This is a genomic window from Candidatus Microbacterium colombiense (assembly GCA_029203165.1).
Lineage (GTDB): Bacteria > Actinomycetota > Actinomycetes > Actinomycetales > Microbacteriaceae > Microbacterium > Microbacterium colombiense.
Genome location: CP119308.1, coordinates 3,139,732 through 3,161,170, shown reverse-complemented (window position 1 = coordinate 3,161,170; position 21,439 = coordinate 3,139,732). Strand labels below are relative to the sequence as shown.

Below are 21,439 nucleotides of genomic sequence, written 5' to 3'. Positions count from 1 at the left end.
CGCGGTGCGGCCGTCGTGCGGTCGCGTAGGAGGAACACGAGCGTGAACGACGTCGCAGCTGGCCTGAACCGAGGGCCGCGCGCATACGCGGCGTTCATCACGATCGGGCTTCTCGCCGGTCTCCTGTCCGGTCTCTTCGGAGTCGGTGGAGGCACCGTCATCGTGCCGCTCCTCGTGCTCTTCCTGCACTTCGACCAGCGCCTCGCCGCCGGCACCTCTCTGGCGGCGATCGTCCCCACGGCCAGCGTCGGGGTGATCTCGTACGCCGTGTCGGGTTCCGTTGCCTGGATCCCCGCGCTAATCCTCGCCGCCGGCGCGGTGGTCGGTGCGCAGATCGGTACCCGACTGCTCCCGCGCATCTCGCAGACGGCGCTGCGGTGGGGATTCGTCGGATTCCTCGTGCTCGTCATCATCACCCTGTTCCTGGTGATCCCTTCGCGTGACGCCGAGTTCGTCCTCTCGTGGATCACCGCCCTCGCCCTGATCGCCGTGGGCCTCGGCACGGGTGTGCTCGCGGGACTCATCGGCGTGGGTGGCGGTGTGATCGTGGTGCCGGTGCTCATGCTCGCTTTCGGCACGAGCGATCTCGTGGCCAAGGGCACCTCGCTCCTGATGATGATCCCGACCGCCCTGTCGGGAACCATCGGGAACCTCCGGACCAAGAACGTCGACCTGCGCGCCGCCGTCGTCATCGGGGTGTCGGCGTGCACGACCACCGCGCTCGGCGCGTGGATCGCGACGCTCATCGACCCGACCGCCGGCAACATTCTCTTCGCGGCATATCTCGTGGTGATCGCCGTGCAGATGGGGATGAAGGCCGTGCGCGGCCGACGCAAGAGCTGAGTCGAGAACCGGCGGACCGCCTCTCTCGGTAGGATCGAGGGGTGGCAGTGAACGCAGATCTGATCGGCCGGGAGTTCCCTCCGACGGCCCCCTACCTCGTCGGTCGTGAGAAGGTGCGCGAGTTCGCGCGCGCCGTCTTCGCCGACGCCCCGCAGCACACCGACGTGGAGGCGGCGCGCGCCGCCGGTTTCGCCGACGTCGTCGCGCCCCCGACCTTCGCGATGGTGGTCCAGGACCTCACCCTCCAGCAGCTGCTCGCGCTGCCGGACTCCGGTATCGTCCTCGCCCGCACGATCCATGCCGAGCAGCGGTTCACGTACTCGCGACCGATCGTCGCCGGAGACGAGCTCGTCGGTCAGCTGCGGGTCACCGGCATCCGCACGATGGCCGGCAACGCGCTGATCACCAGTGAGGCCGAGATCACCGATGTCGATGGCGCCCATGTGGTGACCGCGACCAGCGTGCTGCTGGTCGGAGAGGGGGAGTGATGGCCTACTCCGTCGGAGACGTGCTCGCCGAGCGCACCGTGCATCTGACCCGTGAGTCGCTCGTGCGCTATGCCGGGGCATCCGGGGACTTCAACCCCATCCACTACCGCGACGACATCGCGGCATCCGTCGGTCTTCCGGGTGTGCTCGCGCACGGCATGCTCACGATGGGCATCGCGTCGTCCGTGCTGCTGTCGGCTCTCGAGCCGGGCGTGCGCATCCTCGACTACGGCGTGCGCTTCACCAAGCCCGTCGTCGTCGAGCCGGTCGACGGAGCCGACGTGCACATCGTCGCCACGGTCGGGGCCGTCGATGACGGGGCCGCGCGGGTCGACCTGAAGGTCACGTACGGCGAGGCGACCGTGCTCGTCAAGGCGCAGCTGCGCATCGCTGCCTGATGCGTGAGATCGATCCGGTGCGACTCGCCGAGCTCACGACCCTGCGCACGGGCGGTGCCCCGGAGCGGATGCAGGACGCCGAGACCACTGAGGGGCTCATCGCCGCGCTTCGCGACACCTGGGCCCGCGGCGACGACTGGTTCGTGCTGGGCGGCGGCTCCAACCTGTTCGTCGGAGACGAGTCCTTCGCCGGAACCGTGATCCGCATCCGCACCTCGGGGATCGAGGAGCTTCCGTCGCCGCACACGGGGCGCATCCGCCTGCGTGCACAGGCCGGGCACTCGTGGGACGCCCTGGTCGCCTATGCGACAGCGCACGGCTACGCCGGACTCGAGGCGATGTCGGGGATCCCCGGTACCGTCGGCGCAGCCCCCGTGCAGAACATCGGCGCGTACGGGCAGGAGATCCAGGAGACCCTGGTCGAGGTCGAGCTGATCGACGAGGCCACGGGCGAGATCTCCACCGTCCCGGCATCCGAGCTCGGTCTGGGCTTCCGCACCTCCGTGCTCAAGCACCACTACGGCAGTGAGCCGTTGCGCCGCGCGGTGATCCTGTCAGCGACGGTCGACCTGCTGGTGGCGAGCGAGCGCGTCGTGCGAGGCGAGCAGCTGCGCCGCGCCCTCGGCCTCACCGACGACACCCCGGTTCCGCTCGGTTGGGTGCGTGAGCGCATCCTCTCGACGCGTGCGTCCAAGGGCATGCTGCTCGACGAGAACGATCCCGACACCCACGGTGTCGGTTCGTTCTTCCAGAACGCCATCGTGTCGGAGGCCGTCGCCCGCGCGCTGCCGCCGGAGTGCCCACGCTGGCCGGTCGCGCCCGACCTCGATGCGGTCACGGTGATCCCGCTCGCCTCCTACGACGGACTCGTTCCGGCGCCGCATCGGGTGCCCACCGACGTCAAGGTCAGCGCCGCCTGGCTCATCGAGCAGGCCGGGATCCGCAAGGGGTTCAAACTCCCGCGGTCCCGCGCATCGGTGTCGACCAAGCACGCCCTCGCCCTCACGAACCGCGGAGGGGCGAACGCGGCGGAGGTCGCTGAGCTCGCCCGCTTCATCCAGAGCCGCGTGCACGCCGAGTTCGGTCTCGTGCTCCAGCCTGAGCCGGTTCTCGTCGGCGTCGAGCTGTAGGGCGCCATCCGCGCGTCGGAGTGACGACGGGGCTACACTCGCCGCATGAGTGGACTGACCCCGTACCTCCTGTTCCCCGGGAATGCCGCGGAAGCGTTGCGTCATTACCAGTCGATCTTCGGCGGCGAGCTGCAGATGTTCGACTACGCCCAGCTCGATCGGCACGATGGGCCGAGTGACGCGATCGGCCACGCGTTGCTGCAGGGCGTCGTGGAGCTCTCGGGCGCCGACGCCGGGATCGATGACGATGCCGTACAGATGAGCGGCATGTTCTTCTCGCTGCTCGGGACCGCCGACGCTTCCACGCTGACGGGATGGTTCGCCGATCTGTCGGTCGGCGGGCGGGTGATCGATCCGCTGCAGCGCCGCCCCTGGGGGGACTGGGACGGCACTCTGGTCGATCGCTACGGCATCCGCTGGTTGATCGGTTACCACCCGGAGGACTGAGCGCCGCCTCGCGTACGCGCGCGCGTCAGGCGAACAGGCGCTGCAGGCGCTGCACTCCCGCGAGGAGGGCGTCGTCGCCGAGCGCGTACGACATGCGGATGTAGCCGCTGGGGCCGAAGGCCTCACCGGGCACGACGGCGACCTCGGCCTGGTCGAGGATGAGGTCGGCGAGCTCGAGCGAGGTCGTGGGGGTGACGCCGCCCCAGGTGCGTCCGAGCAGACCCTGCACATCGGGATAGACGTAGAAGGCGCCGAGCGGGTTCGGCACGCGCAACCCGTCGATCTTCGACAGCTCGGCCACGATCAGCTTGCGTCGGCGGTCGAACGCCTCACGCATCTGCTCGGCCTCGGTCTGCGGGCCGTTGAGTGCGGCGATCGCAGCCCTCTGCGCCACGTTGTTCACGTTGCTCGACAGGTGCGACTGCAGGTTTCCGGCGATCTTGATGGCGTCGGCGGGGCCGACCATCCAGCCCACGCGCCATCCGGTCATGGCATAGGTCTTCGCGACACCGTTCACGAGGATCGTCTGCCCGGCGATCTCCGGCACCGCCTGCACGATCGACGTGGCGGAGACGCCCTCGTACGTGAGGTTCTGGTAGATCTCGTCGCTGATGACCCAGATCCCGTGATCGAGCGCCCACTCGCCGATCGCCTTCGTCTCCTCGGCCGTGTAGACGGAGCCGGTGGGGTTCGACGGAGAGACGAACACGAGCACGGTCGTGCGCTCGGTGCGGGCAGCCTCGAGCTGCTCGACCGTGACCTTGTAGTCCTGATCGGCGCCGGCGAAGACCTCGACCGGGGTGCCGTCGGCGAGACGGATCGCCTCGGGGTAGGTGGTCCAGTACGGCGCCGGGAGCAGAACCTCGTCGCCGGGGTTCACCACGGCCTGGAACGCCTGGTACACCGACTGCTTGCCGCCGTTGGTCACGATGATCTGGCTGGGGGAGACCTCGAGGCCGGAGTCGCGCAGCGTCTTCGCGGCGATCGCCTCGCGCAGTGCGGGCAGGCCGGGGGCCGGCGTGTAGCGGTAGTTCGCGGGGTCGGCCAGAGCCTCGGCCGCGGCATCCACGATGAACTGCGGCGTCGCGAAGTCGGGCTCGCCGGCGGCATAGGAGATGACGTCCTTGCCCTCCGCCTTCAGAGCCTTGGCCTTCGCATCGACCTTGAGGGTCGCGGACTCGGCGATCGCGGACAGTTTGCGGGAGAGAGGAGCGCGTTCGGTCACGATTACGAGCGTACCCGTGTCGCCCTCGCGGGAGAGGGGAGAGTCGTCAAGAAGATCCTGAGTTCTTTCGGATTCCGCGAGCCTAGCGGCCGTGGGCCTGGGCGACGGCGTCGAGCACGATGCGTCCGCCCTGCACGTTCAGGCCCTTCGCGAGAGCGGGGTCCTCGGCTGCCGCGCGATCCCAGCCCTTGCCGGCGATCGCCGAGACGTAGGGCAGCGTCGCGTTGGTCAAGGCCCTGGTCGCGGTCTCGGGAACGGCGCCCGGCATGTTCGCGACGCAGTAGTAGATCGAGTCGTGCACCGCGAAGGTGGGATCGTCGTGCGTGGTCGGTCGAGACCCCTCGAAGCATCCGCCCTGGTCGATCGCGATGTCGACGAGCACCGAGCCCGGCTTCATGCCGGCGACCATCTCGTCGGTGACGAGCTTGGGGGCGGCGGCGCCGGGGATCAACACCGAGCCGATCACGAGGTCGGCGGTCGCCAACTCCTCGGCGATGTCGTAACGGCTCGAGGCGCGGGTCTCCAGCGCGCCGCCGTAGCGGTGCTCGAGCTCGCGCAGACGGGGCAGCGAGATGTCGATCACCGTGACCTTGGATCCGAGACCCAGCGCATTGGCCGCCGCATGCTCGCCCGCGACGCCTCCGCCGATCACGACGGTCTTCGCGCGAGGAGTGCCCGCGATTCCGCCGAGCAGCGTGCCACGGCCACCGTTGGAGCGCAGCAGCGCATAGGAGCCCATGGTCACCGAGAGTCGACCGGCGATCTCGCTCATCGGCACGAGCAGCGGCAGGCTGCGGTCCGGAAGCTGCACCGTCTCGTAGGCGACGGCGGTGGTGCCGGCCTCGACCAGTGCCGTCGTCAGCGCGCGGTCGGCGGCGAGATGCAGGTAGGTGAAGAGGGTGAGGTCGGGGCGGAGGAATCCGTACTCCTGAGCGATCGGCTCTTTGACCTTGATGAGGAGGTCGGCCTGGCCCCAGACCTCGGCGGCGGAGTCGATGATCTCGGCGCCCGCGGCGCGGTAGGCGTCGTCGGAGATGCTCGATCCCAGTCCGGCACCGGCCTGGACCAGCACACGATGCCCCTCGTGCACCAGACGGTCGACGCCGGCCGGCGTCAGGGCGACGCGGTTCTCATTGTTCTTGACCTCAGTCGGTACGCCGATCTTCATCGATCCTCCAGGTTCGCGGGTGAGGAAAGAATCGCAGAAACGTCGGTCTTTCAACAGATCTCATGCAGAACAATCGACGATCACGGAAATCCTGCATAATGCTTCACATGGAACAGTCGGATGCGGCCATCTCGCCGAACACTCTTCGGGCTCCGGCGCTGGATGCGATCGACGCCCATATCGTGCGTCTGCTCAGCGTCGACGGGCGGATGACGAACGCAGAACTCGCCGCCACCCTCGGGGTCGCGCCGTCCACCGCCCATGCGCGCCTGCGGTCGCTGATCGACCGAGGGGTCATCACCGGGTTCCACGCCAGCGTCGACGAGCGGATGCTGGGCGCGGGGCTGCAGGCGATCATCGGCGTGAGCCTGCGCCCCAGCGCCCGGCGCGAGAGTATCGTGGCGTTCGCCGACCGCGTGCGCGCGCTGCCGCAGGTGATCCAGGTGTTCTTCCTGGGAGGGGAGGACGACTTCCTGCTGCACATCGCCGTGGCCGACTCCTCCCAGATGCGGGAGTTCGTGCTCGAGCACCTGTCGGCGCAGAGCAGCGTCGCGTCGACCCGTACGAGCATCGTGTTCGACTACCACCGCAACTCGGTCGCCGCCGCGTTCAGCTAGCCCTGCGCGCGACCACCCCGACCGGTTCGACAGGCGCCGGCATCGTATATTGCTTGCGCCTGACGCCCTCGTTATCGTGAGGGCGGGGATGGGGTGGGTGCGACACCGTCAGGCTGCGCACCGGACATGGGGGCTGTCATGGTGCATACGTCGATCGCGATCGGGCTGCCGGAGATCGCCGCGTGGTACGAGCGGCTCTCGGGTGCCGGGGAGGCGTCGATCGCCGCATCGGACGCGCGGCAGCCTCCCGAGTGGTTCACCTCCGGAGTGATCCGACTCGATGGCAACCTCGGGATGCTCCAGCTGTCGAACTTCGGATCCATGGAGGCCGATGATCCCCCGGCCTTCGAAGCCGCACTGCTGCGGCGTTCGATCGGGTCGACGATGCTCTACAGCACTCTGCAGACCCCGCACACGGTGCGGTATGCGAGCACCGTGCCACAGGACGATGACATCATCATCGTCGGCATCGCCAACCTCGGAGGGCAGCTGCTGCGCACGGCGGGCGGTGTGCAGCTCATGAGCGTCGGGCGCATGGGCTTCATGGCGAGCACGGGGGCGTCGGCGGTCGAGCACATCGGGCTCAGCGACACGACGGGCGTCGTCGTGCCCACAGCAGCCATCCCCGGCCACCGGCATGTGCTCGCGCAGGGAGCCGATCTGTTCCCGGACACTCCACTCACCCGAGCGGCCGGAGTCGCGTTGGGGCGGATGCTCTACGAATGGTCCAAGGATCCCGAACAGGGCGTCGGAGCGCTCGCCGGAACGGAGGCGGCACTCATCGCCATCGTGCGCGGTCTGTTCCGGCAGTTCCCGGGCGACGGGGAGAGGGATCACGCGAGCGAGGTCCGTGCGGAGGCGAGCCGGCTCATCGAGCGACGCCATCGGGATCCGTCCTTCGGGATCGACGAGCTGGCATCGCAGCTGCACATCAGCCGACGCCAGCTCTTCCGGATCTTCGCCGGCGCCGATGAGAGCCTGTCGGCGCAGTTGTTGCGACGCCGATTGGTGACGGCGAGGGAGGAACTCCTCGTCCTGCCTGCGCAGGATCTGTCAGTGGTGGCATCACGGTCCGGATTCGCGGATGCTGCGGCGCTGCGCGCCCAGTTCTCCCGTCACGTCGGCGGCAGCCCGAGCGCATTCCGTCTCGCGGCGCGGACGCAGTCACCGCGACTGGCGGAGGCGATGCTCCTGGCCGACGAGCAGACGAAGGCGCCGTGAGGTGACACAGGGACGCGAAATGCGTGCCAAACGTGCGCTCGGTGCCGCGTTGCGCTCGCCTGGTGACGGATGTTCTCGAGGTTCTTCCCGACGCGCGACCGGGTCTCTAGCCTGAAGCTGCCCGTTCCCAGTCGGGCGATGACGGTATGTTCCTCCGGAGCCGCGGCTCCCCCCAGAGGGTTCCCCGTCACGACTTCCGAGCGCGGTGTGTCGCCGGCTCGGAAGCTCGGGGAGCGGGGGTCAGGCGCCGTACGCGGCGGGCAGGGCGCAGTAGTCGGCTGTCCGACGGGTGGGATGCGCCGGATCCGTCAGGTCGACCAGGGCGGAGGCCACGCTGTGCGGAGGCTCGTCGCCCGCGAGTTGCCACAGCGTGAAGTTCCACACACCCCGCGCGTTCTCGGCGAGAAGGGCCGCTGGACCCGACACGATCAGGACGCGATCCCCCTCGGCCTGCGCGCGGAAGGGGGCGACCGTGTCGGTGCGCAGGGTCGTCGCATCGACGTCCGCGACGTGCGCGCGTTCCACCCCGTGCCCCAGTGTCGACAGCGCGGCCGCGAGCTCGTCGGCCGCGAATCGCGAGCGCTCGGCATCCGATCCCGCCACCGCGAGCGTGCGGGTTCCTCGGGGGTAGAGGTGCAGGAACTCCTCGGCGATGCCGTTCCAGACGTCGGTCATGCCTTCAGGTTACGCCCGCTGCGGGGCGGCGGCTCCGCACCCGAGGACACGGGCGAGCGCCCCGGCTGTCAGAGACAGCCGGGGCGCTCGGGAACAGCAGATCAGTTCTCGTCGACGAGGTGCTTCGCGTACGCGCCCAGGGTGAGGAACGCGGGGAACTCCTCCTGCAGGGCGACCTCACGGAAGATGTCGGCCGCATCGTCGAACCGGTCACCGGCGCTGCGCGTGGCCTGGGCGAGCACCTGTCCGATGAGGGACTCGACGTACTCGACCGTGATCGCCGTGCCGTCCTGCGTGCTCCGGTCCTGGTGGATCCACTGCCACACCTGCGAGCGGCTGATCTCCGCCGTCGCGGCATCCTCCATCAGGTTGTCGATCGCCACCGCGCCGAGACCCCGCAGCCAAGCCTCGAGGTAGCGGATCGCGACCGACACGTTGTCGCGCACTCCCTGGGCGGTGATCGGACGACCGATGTGCAGGTCGAGCAGATCGCGGGCCTCCACATGCACGTCATCGCGTCGGCGGTCGACCTGGTTCGGGCGGTCGCCCAGCACGACGTCGAACTCGGCCTGAGCGGTGGGGATGAGGTCGGGGTGCGCCACCCAGGTGCCGTCGAAGCCGTCGCCCGGCCTCGCGCTTCTTGTCGGCTGCGACCTTCTCGATCGCACGGGCCGTCGCCTCGGGGTCGCGGCGGTTCGGGATCGAAGCGCTCATGCCGCCGATCGCGTAGGCGCCCCGCTTGTGGCAGGTCTGCACCAGCAGCTCGGTGTACGCCCGCATGAACGGCACCGTCATCGTGACCTCGCTGCGGTCGGGGAGCACGAAGCGTGCGCCGCGGCCGCGGTAGTTCTTGATGATCGAGAAGATGTAGTCCCAGCGGCCGGCGTTCAGACCGGCGCAGTGGTCGCGCAGCTCGTAGAGGATCTCGTCCATCTCGAACGCGGCGGGAAGCGTCTCGATCAGCACGGTCGCGCGGATCGTGCCGTGCGGGATGCCGATGTACTCCTCGCTGAAGGAGAAGACGTCGTCCCAGAGCTTCGCCTCTTCGCTCGACTCGATCTTCGCGATGTAGAAGTACGGACCACGGCCGTCGTCGATCAGCGCCTGCGCGTTGTGGAGGAAGTAGAGACCGAAGTCGACCAGTGAACCGGATGCCGACGTGCGGCGACCGGCGCGGTCGATGAAGGCGACGTGCTTCTCGGGCAGGTGCCAGCCGCGCGGACGCATCACGATCGTGGGCGTGCGCTCCGCGGTCGACGCGGTACTCCTTGCCCTCGGCGTTCGTGAAGCTCAGCTCGCCCGCGGATCGCGTCGCGCAGTGAGAGCTGGCCCTCGATCACGTTCTTCCAGGTGGGGCTCGTGGCATCCTCCTGGTCGGCGAGCCAGACGCGCGCGCCCGAGTTCAGCGCGTTGATCGTCATCTTCGGGTCGGTCGGGCCGGTGATCTCGACGCGGCGGTCCTCGAGGCCGGGACCGGCACCCGCGACGCGCCAGTCGGTGTCCTGGCGGATGTGCGCGGTGTCGTCGCGGAACCGCGGGTCGTGTCCGTTGCCGATCTCGAAGCGACGGCGCATGCGGTCGGCGAGCCGGTCGTGGCGGCGGGCGGCGAAACGGTGGTGCAGCTCGGTGAGGAAGGCGATCGCCTGCCGGCGTGAGGATCTCGTCGTAGCGGTCGCGCTGGGGGCCTGCGACCTCGATCGCCGGACCCTGCTGGGTCGTCTGGATCGGAGCCGTGGTCGGGGGAGCGGTGGGAGTGGTCATGATCGTGAGTCCTTCGGAAGTCAGTGGAACTGCGCGGCTTCGGTGGAGCCGGCGAGGGCGAGGGTCGCGCTGTCGGGGTTGAGCGCGGTGGAGATGACGTCGAAGTAGCCGGTGCCCGCCTCGCGCTGGTGCTTGGTGGCGGTGTAGCCGTCGGCTTCGGCGGCGAACTCGGCTTCCTGCAGCTCGACGTAGGCGCTCATGGCGCGTTCGGCGTAGCCGCGGGCGAGGTCGAACATCGAGTGGTTCAGGGCATGGAACCCGGCCAGGGTGATGAACTGGAACTTGTAGCCGAGGTCGGCCAGGTCCTGCTGGAACGTCGCGATCTCGGCGTCCGACAGGTGCTTCTTCCAGTTGAAGCTCGGCGAGCAGTTGTAGGCCAGGAGTTTGCCGGGGAACTGCGCGTGGATGGCTGCGGCGAATGAGCGGGCGAGCTCGATGTCGGGCTCTCCCGTCTCGACCCAGAGCAGGTCGGCATAGGGGGCGAAGGCGAGACCGCGGCTGATGACCGACTCGAGACCCGGACGGATGCGGTAGAAGCCCTCGGTCGTGCGCTCGCCGGTGGTGAACTGCTGATCGCGCTCGTCGACGTCGCTGGTGAGCAGGTCGGCGGCCAGTGCGTCGGTGCGGGCGATGATGACGGTCGGCACTCCCGCGACGTCGGCCGCGAGACGGGCCGCGTTCAAGGTGCGGATGTGCTGCTGCGTGGGCACGAGCACCTTGCCGCCCAGGTGGCCGCACTTCTTCTCGCTTGCGAGCTGGTCCTCCCAGTGGATGCCGGCGGCTCCGGACTGGATGAGCGACTGCGCGAGCTCGTAGGCGTTCAGCGGTCCGCCGAAGCCGGCCTCGGCATCCGCCACGATCGGGGCGAGCCAGTCCTGGGTGATCTCGCCCGTGCCGTCGGACGCTGCTCGAGCTGGTCCTGGCGGAGCAGCGCGTTGTTGATGCGGCGCACGACGGCGGGCACCGAGTTCGCGGGGTACAGCGACTGGTCGGGGTAGGTCTGACCGGCGAGGTTGCCGTCGGCGGCGACCTGCCAGCCGGAGAGGTAGATCGCCTTGAGTCCGGCCCGCACCTGCTGCACGGCCTGGCCTCCGGTGTAGGCGCCGAGCGCACGGACGTAGTCCTCGGTGTGCAGCAGGTTCCAGAGGTTCTCGGCGCCGCGGTGGGCGAGCGTGGACTCCTCGCGGACCGAGCCGCGGATGCGGATGACGTCCTCCGCGGTGTAGGTGCGCTCGACGCCGTCCCACCGGGGGTCGGTGTCCCAGATCTCGCGGAGCTCCGCGGCGGTCTGAACCTGGTCGCCGGCACGCAGGCCGGCCGGGCGGGGCGTCGGGGTGTGAGCGGTGTTCGTCATGGTGTCTCCTCGGTCGGATCCGGCGGCGGTGCCGGAGTGGCGTGGTTCCACTGTGTGTGAAGTTCCGGCATCCGAACGACCGATCTCGGGGAGAAGTTCGTGCGAAATTTCTGTTTCTGTGACAGAATCACGGCCATGAGCACCCCCGATCGTCGACAGAAGACGCCGACTCCCTCACGATCGGCCGCCGCATCCGCCAGCTGCGCACCGCACAGGGCATGACGCTGGACGAACTCGCCGCGGCGGTCGAGCGAGCGCCCAGCCAGATGTCGATGATCGAGACGGGCAAGCGCGAGCCGAAGCTCACGCAGCTGCAGGCCATCGCGCGTGCGCTGGGGGTGACGATCGATGCGCTGCTCGCCGGCGAACCCCTCGACGAGCGCAGTGCGATCGAGATCGCGCTCGAGCGGGCGATGAAGGGGCAGACCTTCCAGGCGCTGGGCATCGAGCCGTTCCGCATCGCGAAGAGTCTGCCGACGGATGCGCTGAAGGCGCTGCTCGCCCTGCAGAGGAGATCGACCGGCTGCAAGGACGAACGCGCGGCGACGCCGGAGGAGGCGCGGCGCGCCAACGTGGAGCTCCGCGCACCTGATGCGGCGCCAGGACAACCACTTCGCCGATCTCGAGACCAAGGCGTCGGAGATCCTCACGGCGGTCGGGCACTCCGGTGGACCGCTCACCCAGCGCGCGGCATCCGAGATCGCCGCCTACCTCGGGTTCACGCTGCACTACGCGCCTGACCTGCCGCAGACCACCCGCAGCGTCGCCGATCTGGCCAACGGGCGGCTGTATCTGCTCGAGTCAGGTGCAGGCGAAGGGCGATGCGCGCACCGCGGTGCTGCAGGCGCTGTCGAGTCGCATCCTGGGGCATTCCGAGCCGCGCAGCTATGCCGAGTTCCTGCGCCAGCGCGTGGAGACGAACTACCTCACCGGGGCCCTGCTGATCCCGGAGGGGCACGTGGTGCCGGCGCTCGCCGAGGCGAAGGCGCGTCGGGCGATCTCGATCGAGGACCTGCGCGACGCCTATTCGGTGTCGTACGAGACCGCGGCGCACCGCTTCACGAACCTCGCGACGAGACACCTCGACATCCCGGTGCACTTCCTCAAGGTGCATGAGTCGGGCACGATCACGAAGGCCTACGAGAACGACGACGTGAACTTCCCCGCCGATCGGCTCGGCGCGATCGAGGGGCAGATGTGCTGCCGCCGGTGGACGAGCCGCGTCGTGTTCGACGAAGACGACCGGTTCAACCCGTACTACCAGTACACCGACACCGGCAACGGGACGTACTGGTGCACGGCGCGCGTCGAGGCATCGAGCGAGGGGCTGCACTCGCTGAGCGTGGGCGTGCGCTTCGACGACACGAAGTGGTTCGTCGGTCGGGACACCGCGAACCGCGGCGTCTCGCAAGCACTCGGTCGAGGTGTGCTGCCGACGCGCGCCGGCTGAGCTGGAGGAGCGCTGGCGTGAGCACTCCTGGCCGAACGTGAAGACTCCGCGCACGCTGCTCGCGACGCTGCCGACGGGGTCGTTCCCCGGGGTGGACACGACCGACGTGTACGAGTTCCTGGAGGCGCACGCCCCGCGCTGAGCCGCCCCTCCCCGGTACAGATGCACGACCCCGGTACAGCTGCGCGACCGTCGGGGGCGATGAGTCGTGCATCCGTGTCGGCGTCGTGCATCTGTGTTGAGGGACGGGGGCGGAGGCCGGAGGCGACCCGATCGCATCGTCAAAAAGTAGTTTGTTGTTGCTTAGTCAATCTTGACTATGTTACTTTCAACGAGCCATCAACGACGAACGGCCGAGAAGGGACCCCCATGGCTACTTTCACTGCGGAAACCCGATTCCGTACCGCTGCCACCCTGACGTGCGTTCTCGCCGCCACGCTGACGCTGGGAGCATGCTCCTCGCAGCCAGCAGGCGGCGATACCGCCCCCACCGACGCAGCTGTCGACACCGACACCTGCCAGCGGAATCAGGATGCCGGCACCATCACGTACATCTCCGGCTACGGCTACTCAGCCAGCGCCGGACAGCTCGACGTCTTCCTCGCGGAAGAACTGGGCTACTTCGACGAGCTGTGCCTCGACGTCGAGATCAACGCCTCCGGCGCGAACGGGCAGCAGCTCGTGGCATCCGGCCAGGCGCAGTTCACGGCGCTGGGCTCGGCATCCGACGTCATGCTCGCCGCGGCGAACAGCAAGAACCTCACCGCGGTCGCCACCTACGGCACCACCCCGCCGTTCTCGATCTTCGGCAACGAGAAGCTGAAGAGCCTGAAGGACCTCGAGGGTGGATCGCTCGGCTACTTCATCAACCTGACCCCGATCGCGTCGGCCATGCTCGATGAGGCCGGCGTCGACGTCTCGAAGGTCGAGATGGTGAAGATGACGAACTACGACCCGACCGTGGTCGTGCGGGGGCAGGTCGACGCGATCGTCGGCTACGCCTCCAACCAGCCGCAGTCGCTCAAGGCGCAGGATCTGCCGTTCAGCGAGTTCCTCCCCTCCGACCTCGGTGTGGAGGGCACGTACAACGTGATGGAGGTCAACTCCCGCTTCCTCGATGAGCACCGCGAGGTCGCCGCCGACTTCATGCGTGCGAGCCTGAAGGCGCTGCAGTACTGCCTCGACGAGTCCGACGCCTGCATCGACAAGCTCGCGAAACTGGCCGAGGACAACAACCAGGGCGCGGCCTTCCCGCGCGACCAGCTCGCACGCACGTGGGAGGTCGAGTCGGCCTGGGTCCGTGACAGCGCGGGCGGCAACCCCGGAGTGCAGACCGCCGAGATGTGGGAGCCCGAGTTCGCCCTCGTGAAGAAGTACGGCGGCGTGAAGGACCTTCCCGCGATCACCGACATGATGGATGCCGACCTCGTCGCCGACCTCTACGACGGCGACGCCCTCATCTGGCCGGCGAAGTGATGTCGGTCGCACAGGGCGCGGGCGTCGAGGTCCGCGGAGTCTCGAAGGCGTTCGGCGTCGACGGTGCCAAGGTCACGGTTCTCGACGATGTGAGCCTGACGATCGGCATGGGCGAGTTCGTGTCGGTGATCGGTCCGAGCGGATGCGGCAAGTCGACGCTCCTGAAGGTCGTCGCGGGTCTCCTCGACGCCGATTCCGGCAGCGTGACCATCGACGGCGAGAGCGTGGCCGCGGCATCCCGTGACAAGAAGATCGGTCTCGTGCCGCAGTCTCCCGCCCTCCTGCCGTGGAAGACCGTGCAGGAGAACGTCGAGCTGCCCGTGCGCATCAACCGCGGGGCGAACGGGGGCCGCGCCCTGCGCGACCCCCAGGAGTTGCTCTCGACCTTCGGGCTCGGCCAGGCGATGAAGAAGTATCCCGGACAGCTGTCCGGCGGCATGCAGCAGCGTGCCGCGATCGCCCGCGCGTTCGTGTTCGACCCGGCCATCATGCTGATGGACGAGCCGTTCTCCGCCCTCGACGAGATGAACCGTGACCTGCAGCGGATCGCGCTGCTGGAGTTCTGGCAGTCGAACCGCAAGGCGGTCATGTTCGTCACGCACTCGGTGCCGGAGGCCATCATGCTCTCCGACCGCATCGTCGTGATGGCCGCGCACCCCGGGCGGATCGCCGCCGTGATCGATGTGAACCTGCCCCGGCCGCGCACCGAAGAGGCGTACGCGACGGACGAGTTCCGTGAGTTGGAGGCGGTCGTGCGCACCACCCTGCGCGCGCAGACGGAGAAGGCCCATGTCTGAGATGACGATGAGAGACACCACCGCGACCCTCGCCACCGCGCGGCTGAGCGCCGGTGCACGACGCGGCGGCATCCCGCCGTGGCTGCGCTGGGGCTCCTGGGTGCCGACGCTGATCACCTTCGTGATCGCGGCGACGCTGTGGCAGGTCGTGGCGTGGACGAACCCGTACGTGCTCCCGACGCTGGAGGCGATCGGCGGCAGCCTCGTCGACGACGCCGGCATGTACTGGTCGAACTTCCTCGTGACGCTGCTCGAGGTCGTCGTGGGTGCGGCCGCCGGCATCCTGGCCGGATTCGCGCTGGCTGTGGTGATGGCGGAGTTCCAGATCATCGAGCGCGCGGTGATGCCGCTGGTCATCATCGTGATGGTGACCCCCATCGTCGCCATCGCCCCTGCTCTGGTCGTCGCGTTCGGATTCGGCATGGTGCCGAAGTTCATCGTCACCGGGCTCGTGGTGTTCTTCCCGATGCTCGTGAACTCGCTGGCGGGACTCCGCGATGTCGATCAGCGCGCCCTCGACGTGTTCAAGACGCTGCACGCCTCGCGGTGGGAGATCTTCCGCGAGCTGCGCTTCCCCGGCAGCATGCCGTACGTCTTCGCCGGTCTCCGCATCGCCCTGCCGCTCGCCGTCGTCGGAGCCGCGGTCGCGGAGTTCGTGGCCGCCGGTCAGCAGGCGGGCCTCGGCTCGCTCGTCACGACGTCGGCCGCACAGGCCAACCTCCCGGTCACCTGGGCCAGCATCGCCCTGCTCTGCCTGCTCGGCGTGCTCCTGATCATCCTCCTCGCGGTCGTGCGCAAGCGCGTGCTGTGGTGGAGCGACGGCGAGGTCACGGCCAAGGGCTGACGCGGCATCCCACTCCCGGGGCGGGCCCCCGCCCGCCCCGGGGTTCCTCCGGCGTGCCCAGACACGCCCGAACGACAACATCCATCCACAAGGAAGGCATCGCACATGACCGATCAGAAGCAGCTGCGTCTCGGCCTCTTCGAGAACGCCCAGGCGAACGACTCCGGCACCGCGACCTGGCGTCACCCCGACAACGGGCGCTACCTCTTCGACAAGCTCGAGTACTGGCGCGACACCGCACGCATGGTGGAGGATGCCGGATTCGACTTCCTCTTCCTCGCGGATGCCTGGGGCTGGGCCGACGTGGCCGGCGAGCGGCCCGACATCTGCTCGGTCGAGGGCCTCGACCTGCCGCGCCTCGACCCCGCGATCATCCTCGGCGCTCTCATCCCCGAGACCAGCCGCCTGGGCCTCGTCGCCACCGGGTCCACCCTGCTCGAGCCGCCCTACGCGTTCGCGCGACGGATGGCGACCCTCGACATCCTCTCCGGCGGACGCATCGGCTGGAACGTCGTGACGACGGGCACCGCCGACACCGCGGTGCAGGGCTTCGGTGTCCCCATGGTCGGACACGACGAGCGCTACCTCATGGCCGACGACTTCATGCAGGTCGTGTACAAGCTCTGGGAGCAGGCCTGGGAGGAAGGTGCTCTCGAGCGCGACAAGTCCGGGCGCTTCGCCGACCCGTCCAAGGTGCACCGCATCGCCCACGACGGCCCGTACTTCCGCTCGCACGGCTACGGCAACACCTCGCGCTCTCCGCAGGGTACGCCTGTGCTGTTCCAGGCCGGAGCGTCACCGGCGGGCCGCGAGTTCGGCGGCAAGCACGGCGAGGCCATCTTCGTCGGCAGCGGCTCGGTCGAGCAGCTGCGCGCGCATTCGACCGCGATCCGTGAGGAAGCCGTGAAGAACGGCCGCGCCGCGGATGACGTCAAGATCATGTCGGCGTTCGCGGCGATCGTGGGCAGCACCCAGGAGGAGGCGCAACGCAAGTACGCCGAGGTCGCCGACGCTCAGAACCCCGACGTCACGGTCGCTTCCTACGCGTGGTTCACGGGTCTCGATCTCTCGGCGTATGCACCGAGCACACCGATGTCGGAGCTGAGCACCGAGTTGTCGCAGACCCAGGTCGCGCGTTTCGCGGACAAGACGGTCGGCGACGTGCTCGGCGACTGGCACGCGCACGGCGTCGGCGCCCGGCCGATCGTCGGCACCCCCGAGCAGGTGGCGGACCGGATGATCGAGCTCGCCGACGGCGCCGACCTCGACGGCTTCCTGTTCGCCCCCGTCATCCCGCCGGCATCCACGGTCGACTTCATCGAACACGTGCTGCCGATCCTGAAGCAGCGCGGCGCGATCGCCGAGCAGCCCGCCGAGCCGCAGAGCCTGCGCGAGCGGCTGATGGGAACGCCGAGTCCGGCACTCGCCGACTCGCACACCGGGTCCCGGTATCGCCCGACGATGTCGCGTGTCTGACACCCTCACCGGCGTCGCCGTCGTGGGGAGCGCGAACCTCGACCTCGTGGTCGAGGTGGCGCGTCCTCCCCACGTCGGCGAGACCCTCCTGGGCCGTGCGGGTGGACGTTTCCCCGGCGGCAAGGGCCTGAACCAGGCCGTCGCCGCCGCGCGCAGCGGCGCGTCGACCCGTTTCTGCGCCGTGGTCGGGCAGGACGAAGCCGGCATCCTTCTGCAGCAGACGCTGATGGATGCCGGCGTCATCGGCGAGCTGCGGCGTGCACCGTCAGTGCCGACCGGTGTCGCGCACGTGCTCGCGCTCGACGGCGGCGACAACAGCATCATCGTCGCCGCCGGGGCCAATGCCGAGCTCGGCGAGCGGGATACCGTCGCCGGAGTGGCGGGAGCGGCCGTGGTGCTCGCCCAGCTGGAGGTGCCTGTGCCCAGCGTCGCGGCGGCGCTGCGCGCGGCGAAGGAGGGCGGCGCGCTCACGCTGCTGAACGCGGCCCCGGCGACCACCGCGGCGATCGACCTGCTGCCCGATGTCGACATGCTGATCGTGAACGAGACCGAATGCGCCGAGTTGGGCGGCATCGCGCACCTGCAGTCATCCGGCGCCTCGACCATCGTCCTGACCCGCGGAGCCGGGGGAGTGATCCTGCACCGCATCGGCACGAATCCGCTGCACGTCTCCGCGTTCCGCATCGCCCCGGTCGACACGACCGGAGCGGGCGATGCGTTCTGCGGTGCCCTCGCGGCGGCGCTCGCCGCAGGGGATCCCCTCAGCTCCGCGCTCACGCGAGCCTGCGCGGCCGGGGCGATCGTGGCGCAGCATCGCGGAGCCAACACCGCGGCGCTGAGCCCTGCGGCGATCGAGGCACTCGTCGCGACGCGCTGACGCGTCAGCCGGGTCGCTCTGCTAAGCCGAGGGGGTCTGGGTCGGGCGCTCCGCCACCGTCTCGCCGGCGAACACGTACTCGCCCTCGCGCAGGCGACCCAGCAGGTCGAGCAGCCACTGCTTCTCGGCGGTGAGGCGCGCGGTGGAGAGGTCGAAGATCTCGCGGACGTACTTCGGCGTGGTCTCCGATCGCAGGGTGTCCTGCACGTCGAAGCCGTTCTGCGTGATGATCGCGTCGCTCTTGATCAGGCGGTGCTCGAGTCCGGCGATCACCTCCTGCCGGCTCAGCACGAACATGAACGAGGCGACGGTCATGATCGCCTGGGTGTCGAAGGCGGCCACGTTCCAGAGGTTCTCGCGCAGCATCCGCTGGAGTTCCACCTCGCCGGCCGGGGTGATGCTGTAGGTCGTGCGGGCGGGGCGCTTGCCCTCGGTCTCGGTGCCGCTCTCGGCGATGTAGCCGTCGACCTCGAGCGCGCGGAGGGCGTTGTAGATGGACCCCGGCTGGATGTGCGCCCACTCATCGACGTGCCAGGTCATCAGCTCGCGGCGGAGGAAGTAGCCGTGGACCGGCTGGAACTGCTTCACGGCGCCGAGGACGACGAGGCGGGTGGTCGACATGATCCTCATGCTAACGGCTGGGTCGAGAGTTCACGGTTGTTTGCATGGTCAAAATTGCTTATGATCAAAACTAGTCAAAGTTGACTAACGAAAGGAAGCCGAAATGACGACTGCCGCGACCGAGGTCCTGCCCAGGGACCGCGCCCTCCGCCGTGCCTTCTCGGTGTATCCGACCGGCGTCGTCGCCCTCGCTGCCGAGGTCGACGGACGTGCCGTGGGGATGGCCGTGAACTCTTTCACCTCGATCTCGCTCGAGCCCGCCCTCGTCGCCATCAGTGCGGCGCGCACCTCGAAGACCTGGCCCGTGCTGCGTGCCGTGCCCGAACTGGGCATGAGCGTGCTCGCGGCGCACCACGAACCGCTCAGCCGGCTGCTCTCCTCCCGCGAGGACGACCGCTTCGGCACCCATGGCTGGCACCGCAGCGAGCAGGGTGCCGTGCTGGTGCAGGATGCGGCGCTCTGGCTGACCTGTCGTCTGCACAGCACCTTCGACGGTGGCGACCACGAGGTCGCGCTCTACGAGATCGCCGACATCACCGTGTTCGACGACGTCGAGCCGCTGGTGTTCCAGCAGAGTCGCTATCGGTCGATCGCGGCATCCGTCGTCGAATGACCGCACACCCGCTCGGGGTGATCGCGGGAACCGTGGTCCCGGGCGACGGGCGGGGCCGCGAACTCGGCTTCGCGACGGCGAACCTCGCTCTCGACGGCGGCGACATGCCCGTCGACGGGATCTATGCCGCCCGGGTGCGGATCGACGGTGATCCGCACCTGTGGCCTGCGAGCGTGAGCGTGGGTGCCAATCCGACGTTCGACGGCGACCGTGACCGCCGCGTGGAGGTGCACCTGCATGATGTCGAGGCGGACCTGTACGGACGCCGGCTCCTGGTCGAGCTGGTCGCGCGACTCCGCCCCACGCTGCGGTTCGAGGGCGTCGAGGCGTTGATCGCCCAGACGGCCGACGACGTCGCGCGCTGCCGTGCGCTGCTGGGTGACCGGGCGTCCGCGGATCGCTCAGTCCCGGGCGGTCTGCAGCAGGGCCCAGAGCTCGGCGCGCGCCGGGAATGACGAGAGGTCGATGCCCAGCAGTGCGCCCGCCTGCGCGACCCGCGAACGGAGCGTGTGCCGGTGCACGCCCAGCAGCACAGCGGCCTGCTCGGCTCGTGCGTCGTGCTCGAGCCACACGCGCAGGGTCTGCTCGAGCTCGGCGCCGAGACGGGCGTCGTGTTCGCGTAGGGGCGCCAGGCGGGATTCCGCCACGAGCCGCGCCTCATCGGTCGCGAGCGCGGCGAGGATGCTCGAGCCGATCGTGTCGGCATAGCGTTCGGCGCCTGCGCCCCGCTGTTGCCGCAGCACCGTGAGCGCTTGGGCGTGAGCGCGCGAGAACGCGTCGAAGCCCTCGGGATCCGAGACGCCGATGCGGATGCCGAAGCGCGCGGCGACCTCGTCGAGCAGTGCGTCGTCTGCGGTCGACAGGCAGATCGTGATGCCGTCCTCCGCCTCGGCGAGGAAGAACGTCGTGCCGTGCTCGGACCGCTGCCGCTCCCACCAGTCGGTCAGGGGCCCGGCCGGAGCATCCGCCGCCACGGCCACCACGACCGGGGCCTGGGGGAGTCCGCCCAGCACGCGCCGGGCCAGGGTCGGGTCGTCGCTCAGCAGCGAGTCCAGCAGCTGCGAATGCAGGCGTCGTCGGCTGCGGGCGAGCTGCTCGCTCTGCTCCATCGCGAGTCCGGCCATCGCGATCACCGAGGTCACGACGGATCGTGCCTCCTGATCGAGGGCGTCGATGGCGAGTGCGATGACACCGCGCAGCTGTCCGCCGCGTCCGATCGTGAACAGCATGAAGGTGTGCTCGTCGATCGACAGCGCCTGCCCTGCCTCCATGCCGCGGGTGAGGATGTCCATCACGCGCTCGCCGAGCCCATCGAGCACGTCGGGCGACACGGCGTCGCGAGGATGCGAGAGGAGCAGCGCTCCGGCGGCGTCGAACATCCCCGCCCACACGCCCAGTCGGCGCCCGAGCTCGGCGAGCGTCGCGTCGAGGCCGCGCGGACGCAGGGCGGCCAGCGCCAGCCCCCGCTGCGTGTCGAGAGCCCAGGACCGGCGGGCATAGGCCTGCGCGGCGATCGCTTCGGAGTGGGCACGCGCGACGGCGATGAACGGGGTGCGGTACGGCACCTCGAAGAGGGGGATGCCGCCTTCGGCGCAGGCGTCGAGCAGGTCGTCCGGGATTCCCGCGCGATGCACCTCGGTGCCGAAGCCGAGTCCGAGCACTCCGCGATCGATCAGGCGCTCGACGTAGATCGCGGCGGCTCCCGGTTCGTCGAACTGCGTGCCGGTGGTCAGGAGCACGAGGTCTTCCGCGAGGAAAGGTGTCGGATCAGCGAGGTCGGAGCTGTGCACCCAGCGCAGCGGCCGGTCGAGCGCATCGGCCGGCAACAGCGACGGCTCGGACACCAGGCGCAGGCCGAGGTCGCGGCGTGCGAGCAGTGCGCGCAGTGTCGGCTGTTCGGATGCCGTCATCGCTGCTCCTTCGATACTTATACAGTCCGTCTATTCAGATGATCAGAT

19 protein-coding genes and 3 pseudogenes are annotated in these 21,439 nt (G+C 69.1%); 15 read left to right on the top strand and 7 right to left on the bottom strand.

Annotated elements, in window-relative coordinates; all coding sequences use genetic code 11:
* Window positions 1-42 precede the first annotated feature (42 nt).
* The 5 genes from P0Y60_15420 to P0Y60_15400 are packed head-to-tail and all read left to right on the top strand — an operon-like array spanning window position 43 to window position 3,306.
* Window positions 43-843: a sulfite exporter TauE/SafE family protein gene (locus P0Y60_15420; GenBank protein ID WEK60670.1), complete on the top strand. Its 801-nt coding sequence runs from the start codon at window positions 43-45 to the stop codon at window positions 841-843.
* Between the two features lie 41 nt (window positions 844-884).
* Complete coding sequence (locus tag P0Y60_15415; GenBank protein WEK60669.1) at window positions 885-1,331, top strand: MaoC family dehydratase N-terminal domain-containing protein; 447 nt, start codon at window positions 885-887, stop codon at window positions 1,329-1,331.
* Window positions 1,331-1,729, top strand: a complete 399-nt coding sequence (locus P0Y60_15410) for a MaoC/PaaZ C-terminal domain-containing protein (GenBank protein ID WEK60668.1) — start codon at window positions 1,331-1,333, stop codon at window positions 1,727-1,729. The genes P0Y60_15415 and P0Y60_15410 overlap by 1 nt, the downstream gene beginning before the upstream one ends.
* Window positions 1,729-2,859, top strand: a complete 1,131-nt coding sequence (locus P0Y60_15405) for a UDP-N-acetylmuramate dehydrogenase (protein ID WEK60667.1) — start codon at window positions 1,729-1,731, stop codon at window positions 2,857-2,859. Before P0Y60_15410 ends, P0Y60_15405 begins: the two co-directional genes overlap by 1 nt.
* Before the next feature lie 45 nt (window positions 2,860-2,904).
* Window positions 2,905-3,306 (top strand): VOC family protein, encoded by a 402-nt coding sequence (locus P0Y60_15400; GenBank protein ID WEK60666.1) that lies wholly within the window; start codon window positions 2,905-2,907, stop codon window positions 3,304-3,306.
* Between the two features lie 25 nt (window positions 3,307-3,331).
* On the opposite strand, the gene P0Y60_15395 is transcribed toward P0Y60_15400, so the two are convergent.
* Both P0Y60_15395 and ald read right to left on the bottom strand, forming a co-directional pair.
* Complete coding sequence (locus tag P0Y60_15395) at window positions 3,332-4,531, bottom strand: pyridoxal phosphate-dependent aminotransferase (GenBank protein WEK60665.1); 1,200 nt, start codon at window positions 4,529-4,531, stop codon at window positions 3,332-3,334.
* A gap of 82 nt (window positions 4,532-4,613) precedes the next feature.
* Window positions 4,614-5,699: an alanine dehydrogenase gene (ald, locus tag P0Y60_15390; GenBank protein WEK60664.1), complete on the bottom strand. Its 1,086-nt coding sequence runs from the start codon at window positions 5,697-5,699 to the stop codon at window positions 4,614-4,616.
* A gap of 98 nt (window positions 5,700-5,797) precedes the next feature.
* Between ald and P0Y60_15385 the strand changes: the two genes are divergently transcribed.
* Together P0Y60_15385 and P0Y60_15380 are read left to right on the top strand one after the other, a co-directional pair.
* Window positions 5,798-6,316 carry an Lrp/AsnC family transcriptional regulator gene (locus P0Y60_15385; protein ID WEK60663.1) on the top strand — a complete coding sequence of 173 codons (519 nt, stop codon included), beginning with the start codon at window positions 5,798-5,800 and terminating at the stop codon, window positions 6,314-6,316.
* A 138-nt stretch (window positions 6,317-6,454) separates the two neighbouring features.
* Entirely contained in the window at window positions 6,455-7,537 is a 1,083-nt protein-coding gene (locus P0Y60_15380) for an AraC family transcriptional regulator (protein ID WEK60662.1), read from the top strand.
* 240 nt (window positions 7,538-7,777) lie between these two features.
* On the opposite strand, the gene P0Y60_15375 is transcribed toward P0Y60_15380, so the two are convergent.
* From P0Y60_15375 to aceA, 3 genes and pseudogenes are all read right to left on the bottom strand, one after another.
* Window positions 7,778-8,212, bottom strand: a complete 435-nt coding sequence (locus P0Y60_15375; GenBank protein WEK60661.1) for a hypothetical protein — start codon at window positions 8,210-8,212, stop codon at window positions 7,778-7,780.
* A gap of 101 nt (window positions 8,213-8,313) precedes the next feature.
* Window positions 8,314-9,973: pseudogene (gene aceB, locus P0Y60_15370) on the bottom strand (malate synthase A).
* A 20-nt stretch (window positions 9,974-9,993) separates the two neighbouring features.
* Window positions 9,994-11,327, bottom strand: a pseudogene (aceA, locus tag P0Y60_15365) (isocitrate lyase).
* A gap of 179 nt (window positions 11,328-11,506) precedes the next feature.
* Between aceA and P0Y60_15360 the strand changes: the two are divergent.
* The 6 genes and pseudogenes from P0Y60_15360 to P0Y60_15335 all read left to right on the top strand — a co-directional run bounded on the left by P0Y60_15360 (window position 11,507) and on the right by P0Y60_15335 (window position 18,247).
* Window positions 11,507-12,919, top strand: a pseudogene (locus P0Y60_15360) (helix-turn-helix domain-containing protein).
* 227 nt (window positions 12,920-13,146) lie between these two features.
* Window positions 13,147-14,253 (top strand): ABC transporter substrate-binding protein, encoded by a 1,107-nt coding sequence (locus P0Y60_15355; GenBank protein ID WEK60660.1) that lies wholly within the window; start codon window positions 13,147-13,149, stop codon window positions 14,251-14,253.
* Window positions 14,253-15,050, top strand: a complete 798-nt coding sequence (locus P0Y60_15350; protein WEK60659.1) for an ABC transporter ATP-binding protein — start codon at window positions 14,253-14,255, stop codon at window positions 15,048-15,050. The genes P0Y60_15355 and P0Y60_15350 overlap by 1 nt, the downstream gene beginning before the upstream one ends.
* Complete coding sequence (locus tag P0Y60_15345) at window positions 15,043-15,894, top strand: ABC transporter permease (protein WEK60658.1); 852 nt, start codon at window positions 15,043-15,045, stop codon at window positions 15,892-15,894. The genes P0Y60_15350 and P0Y60_15345 overlap by 8 nt, the downstream gene beginning before the upstream one ends.
* A gap of 105 nt (window positions 15,895-15,999) precedes the next feature.
* A complete protein-coding gene (locus P0Y60_15340; protein ID WEK60657.1) occupies window positions 16,000-17,370 on the top strand; it encodes an NtaA/DmoA family FMN-dependent monooxygenase in 1,371 nt (456 codons plus the stop codon).
* Complete coding sequence (locus P0Y60_15335) at window positions 17,363-18,247, top strand: ribokinase (GenBank protein ID WEK60656.1); 885 nt, start codon at window positions 17,363-17,365, stop codon at window positions 18,245-18,247. The genes P0Y60_15340 and P0Y60_15335 overlap by 8 nt, the downstream gene beginning before the upstream one ends.
* 21 nt (window positions 18,248-18,268) lie before the next feature.
* Here the strand turns inward: P0Y60_15335 and P0Y60_15330 are convergent, their stop codons facing one another.
* The gene (locus P0Y60_15330) at window positions 18,269-18,868 is read right to left on the bottom strand and encodes a PadR family transcriptional regulator (GenBank protein ID WEK60655.1); all 600 of its coding nucleotides are present in this window, start codon (window positions 18,866-18,868) and stop codon (window positions 18,269-18,271) included.
* Between the two features lie 103 nt (window positions 18,869-18,971).
* Between P0Y60_15330 and P0Y60_15325 the strand changes: the two genes are divergently transcribed.
* Window positions 18,972-19,481, top strand: a complete 510-nt coding sequence (locus P0Y60_15325) for a flavin reductase family protein (protein ID WEK60654.1) — start codon at window positions 18,972-18,974, stop codon at window positions 19,479-19,481.
* Window positions 19,478-19,936, top strand: a complete 459-nt coding sequence (locus P0Y60_15320) for a riboflavin kinase (protein WEK60653.1) — start codon at window positions 19,478-19,480, stop codon at window positions 19,934-19,936. The genes P0Y60_15325 and P0Y60_15320 overlap by 4 nt, the downstream gene beginning before the upstream one ends.
* On the opposite strand, the gene P0Y60_15315 is transcribed toward P0Y60_15320, so the two are convergent.
* Window positions 19,883-21,391 (bottom strand): PucR family transcriptional regulator, encoded by a 1,509-nt coding sequence (locus P0Y60_15315; protein WEK60652.1) that lies wholly within the window; start codon window positions 21,389-21,391, stop codon window positions 19,883-19,885. The two genes, P0Y60_15320 and P0Y60_15315, sit on opposite strands and share 54 nt — an antisense overlap.
* Between the last annotated feature and the right edge of the window lie 48 nt (window positions 21,392-21,439).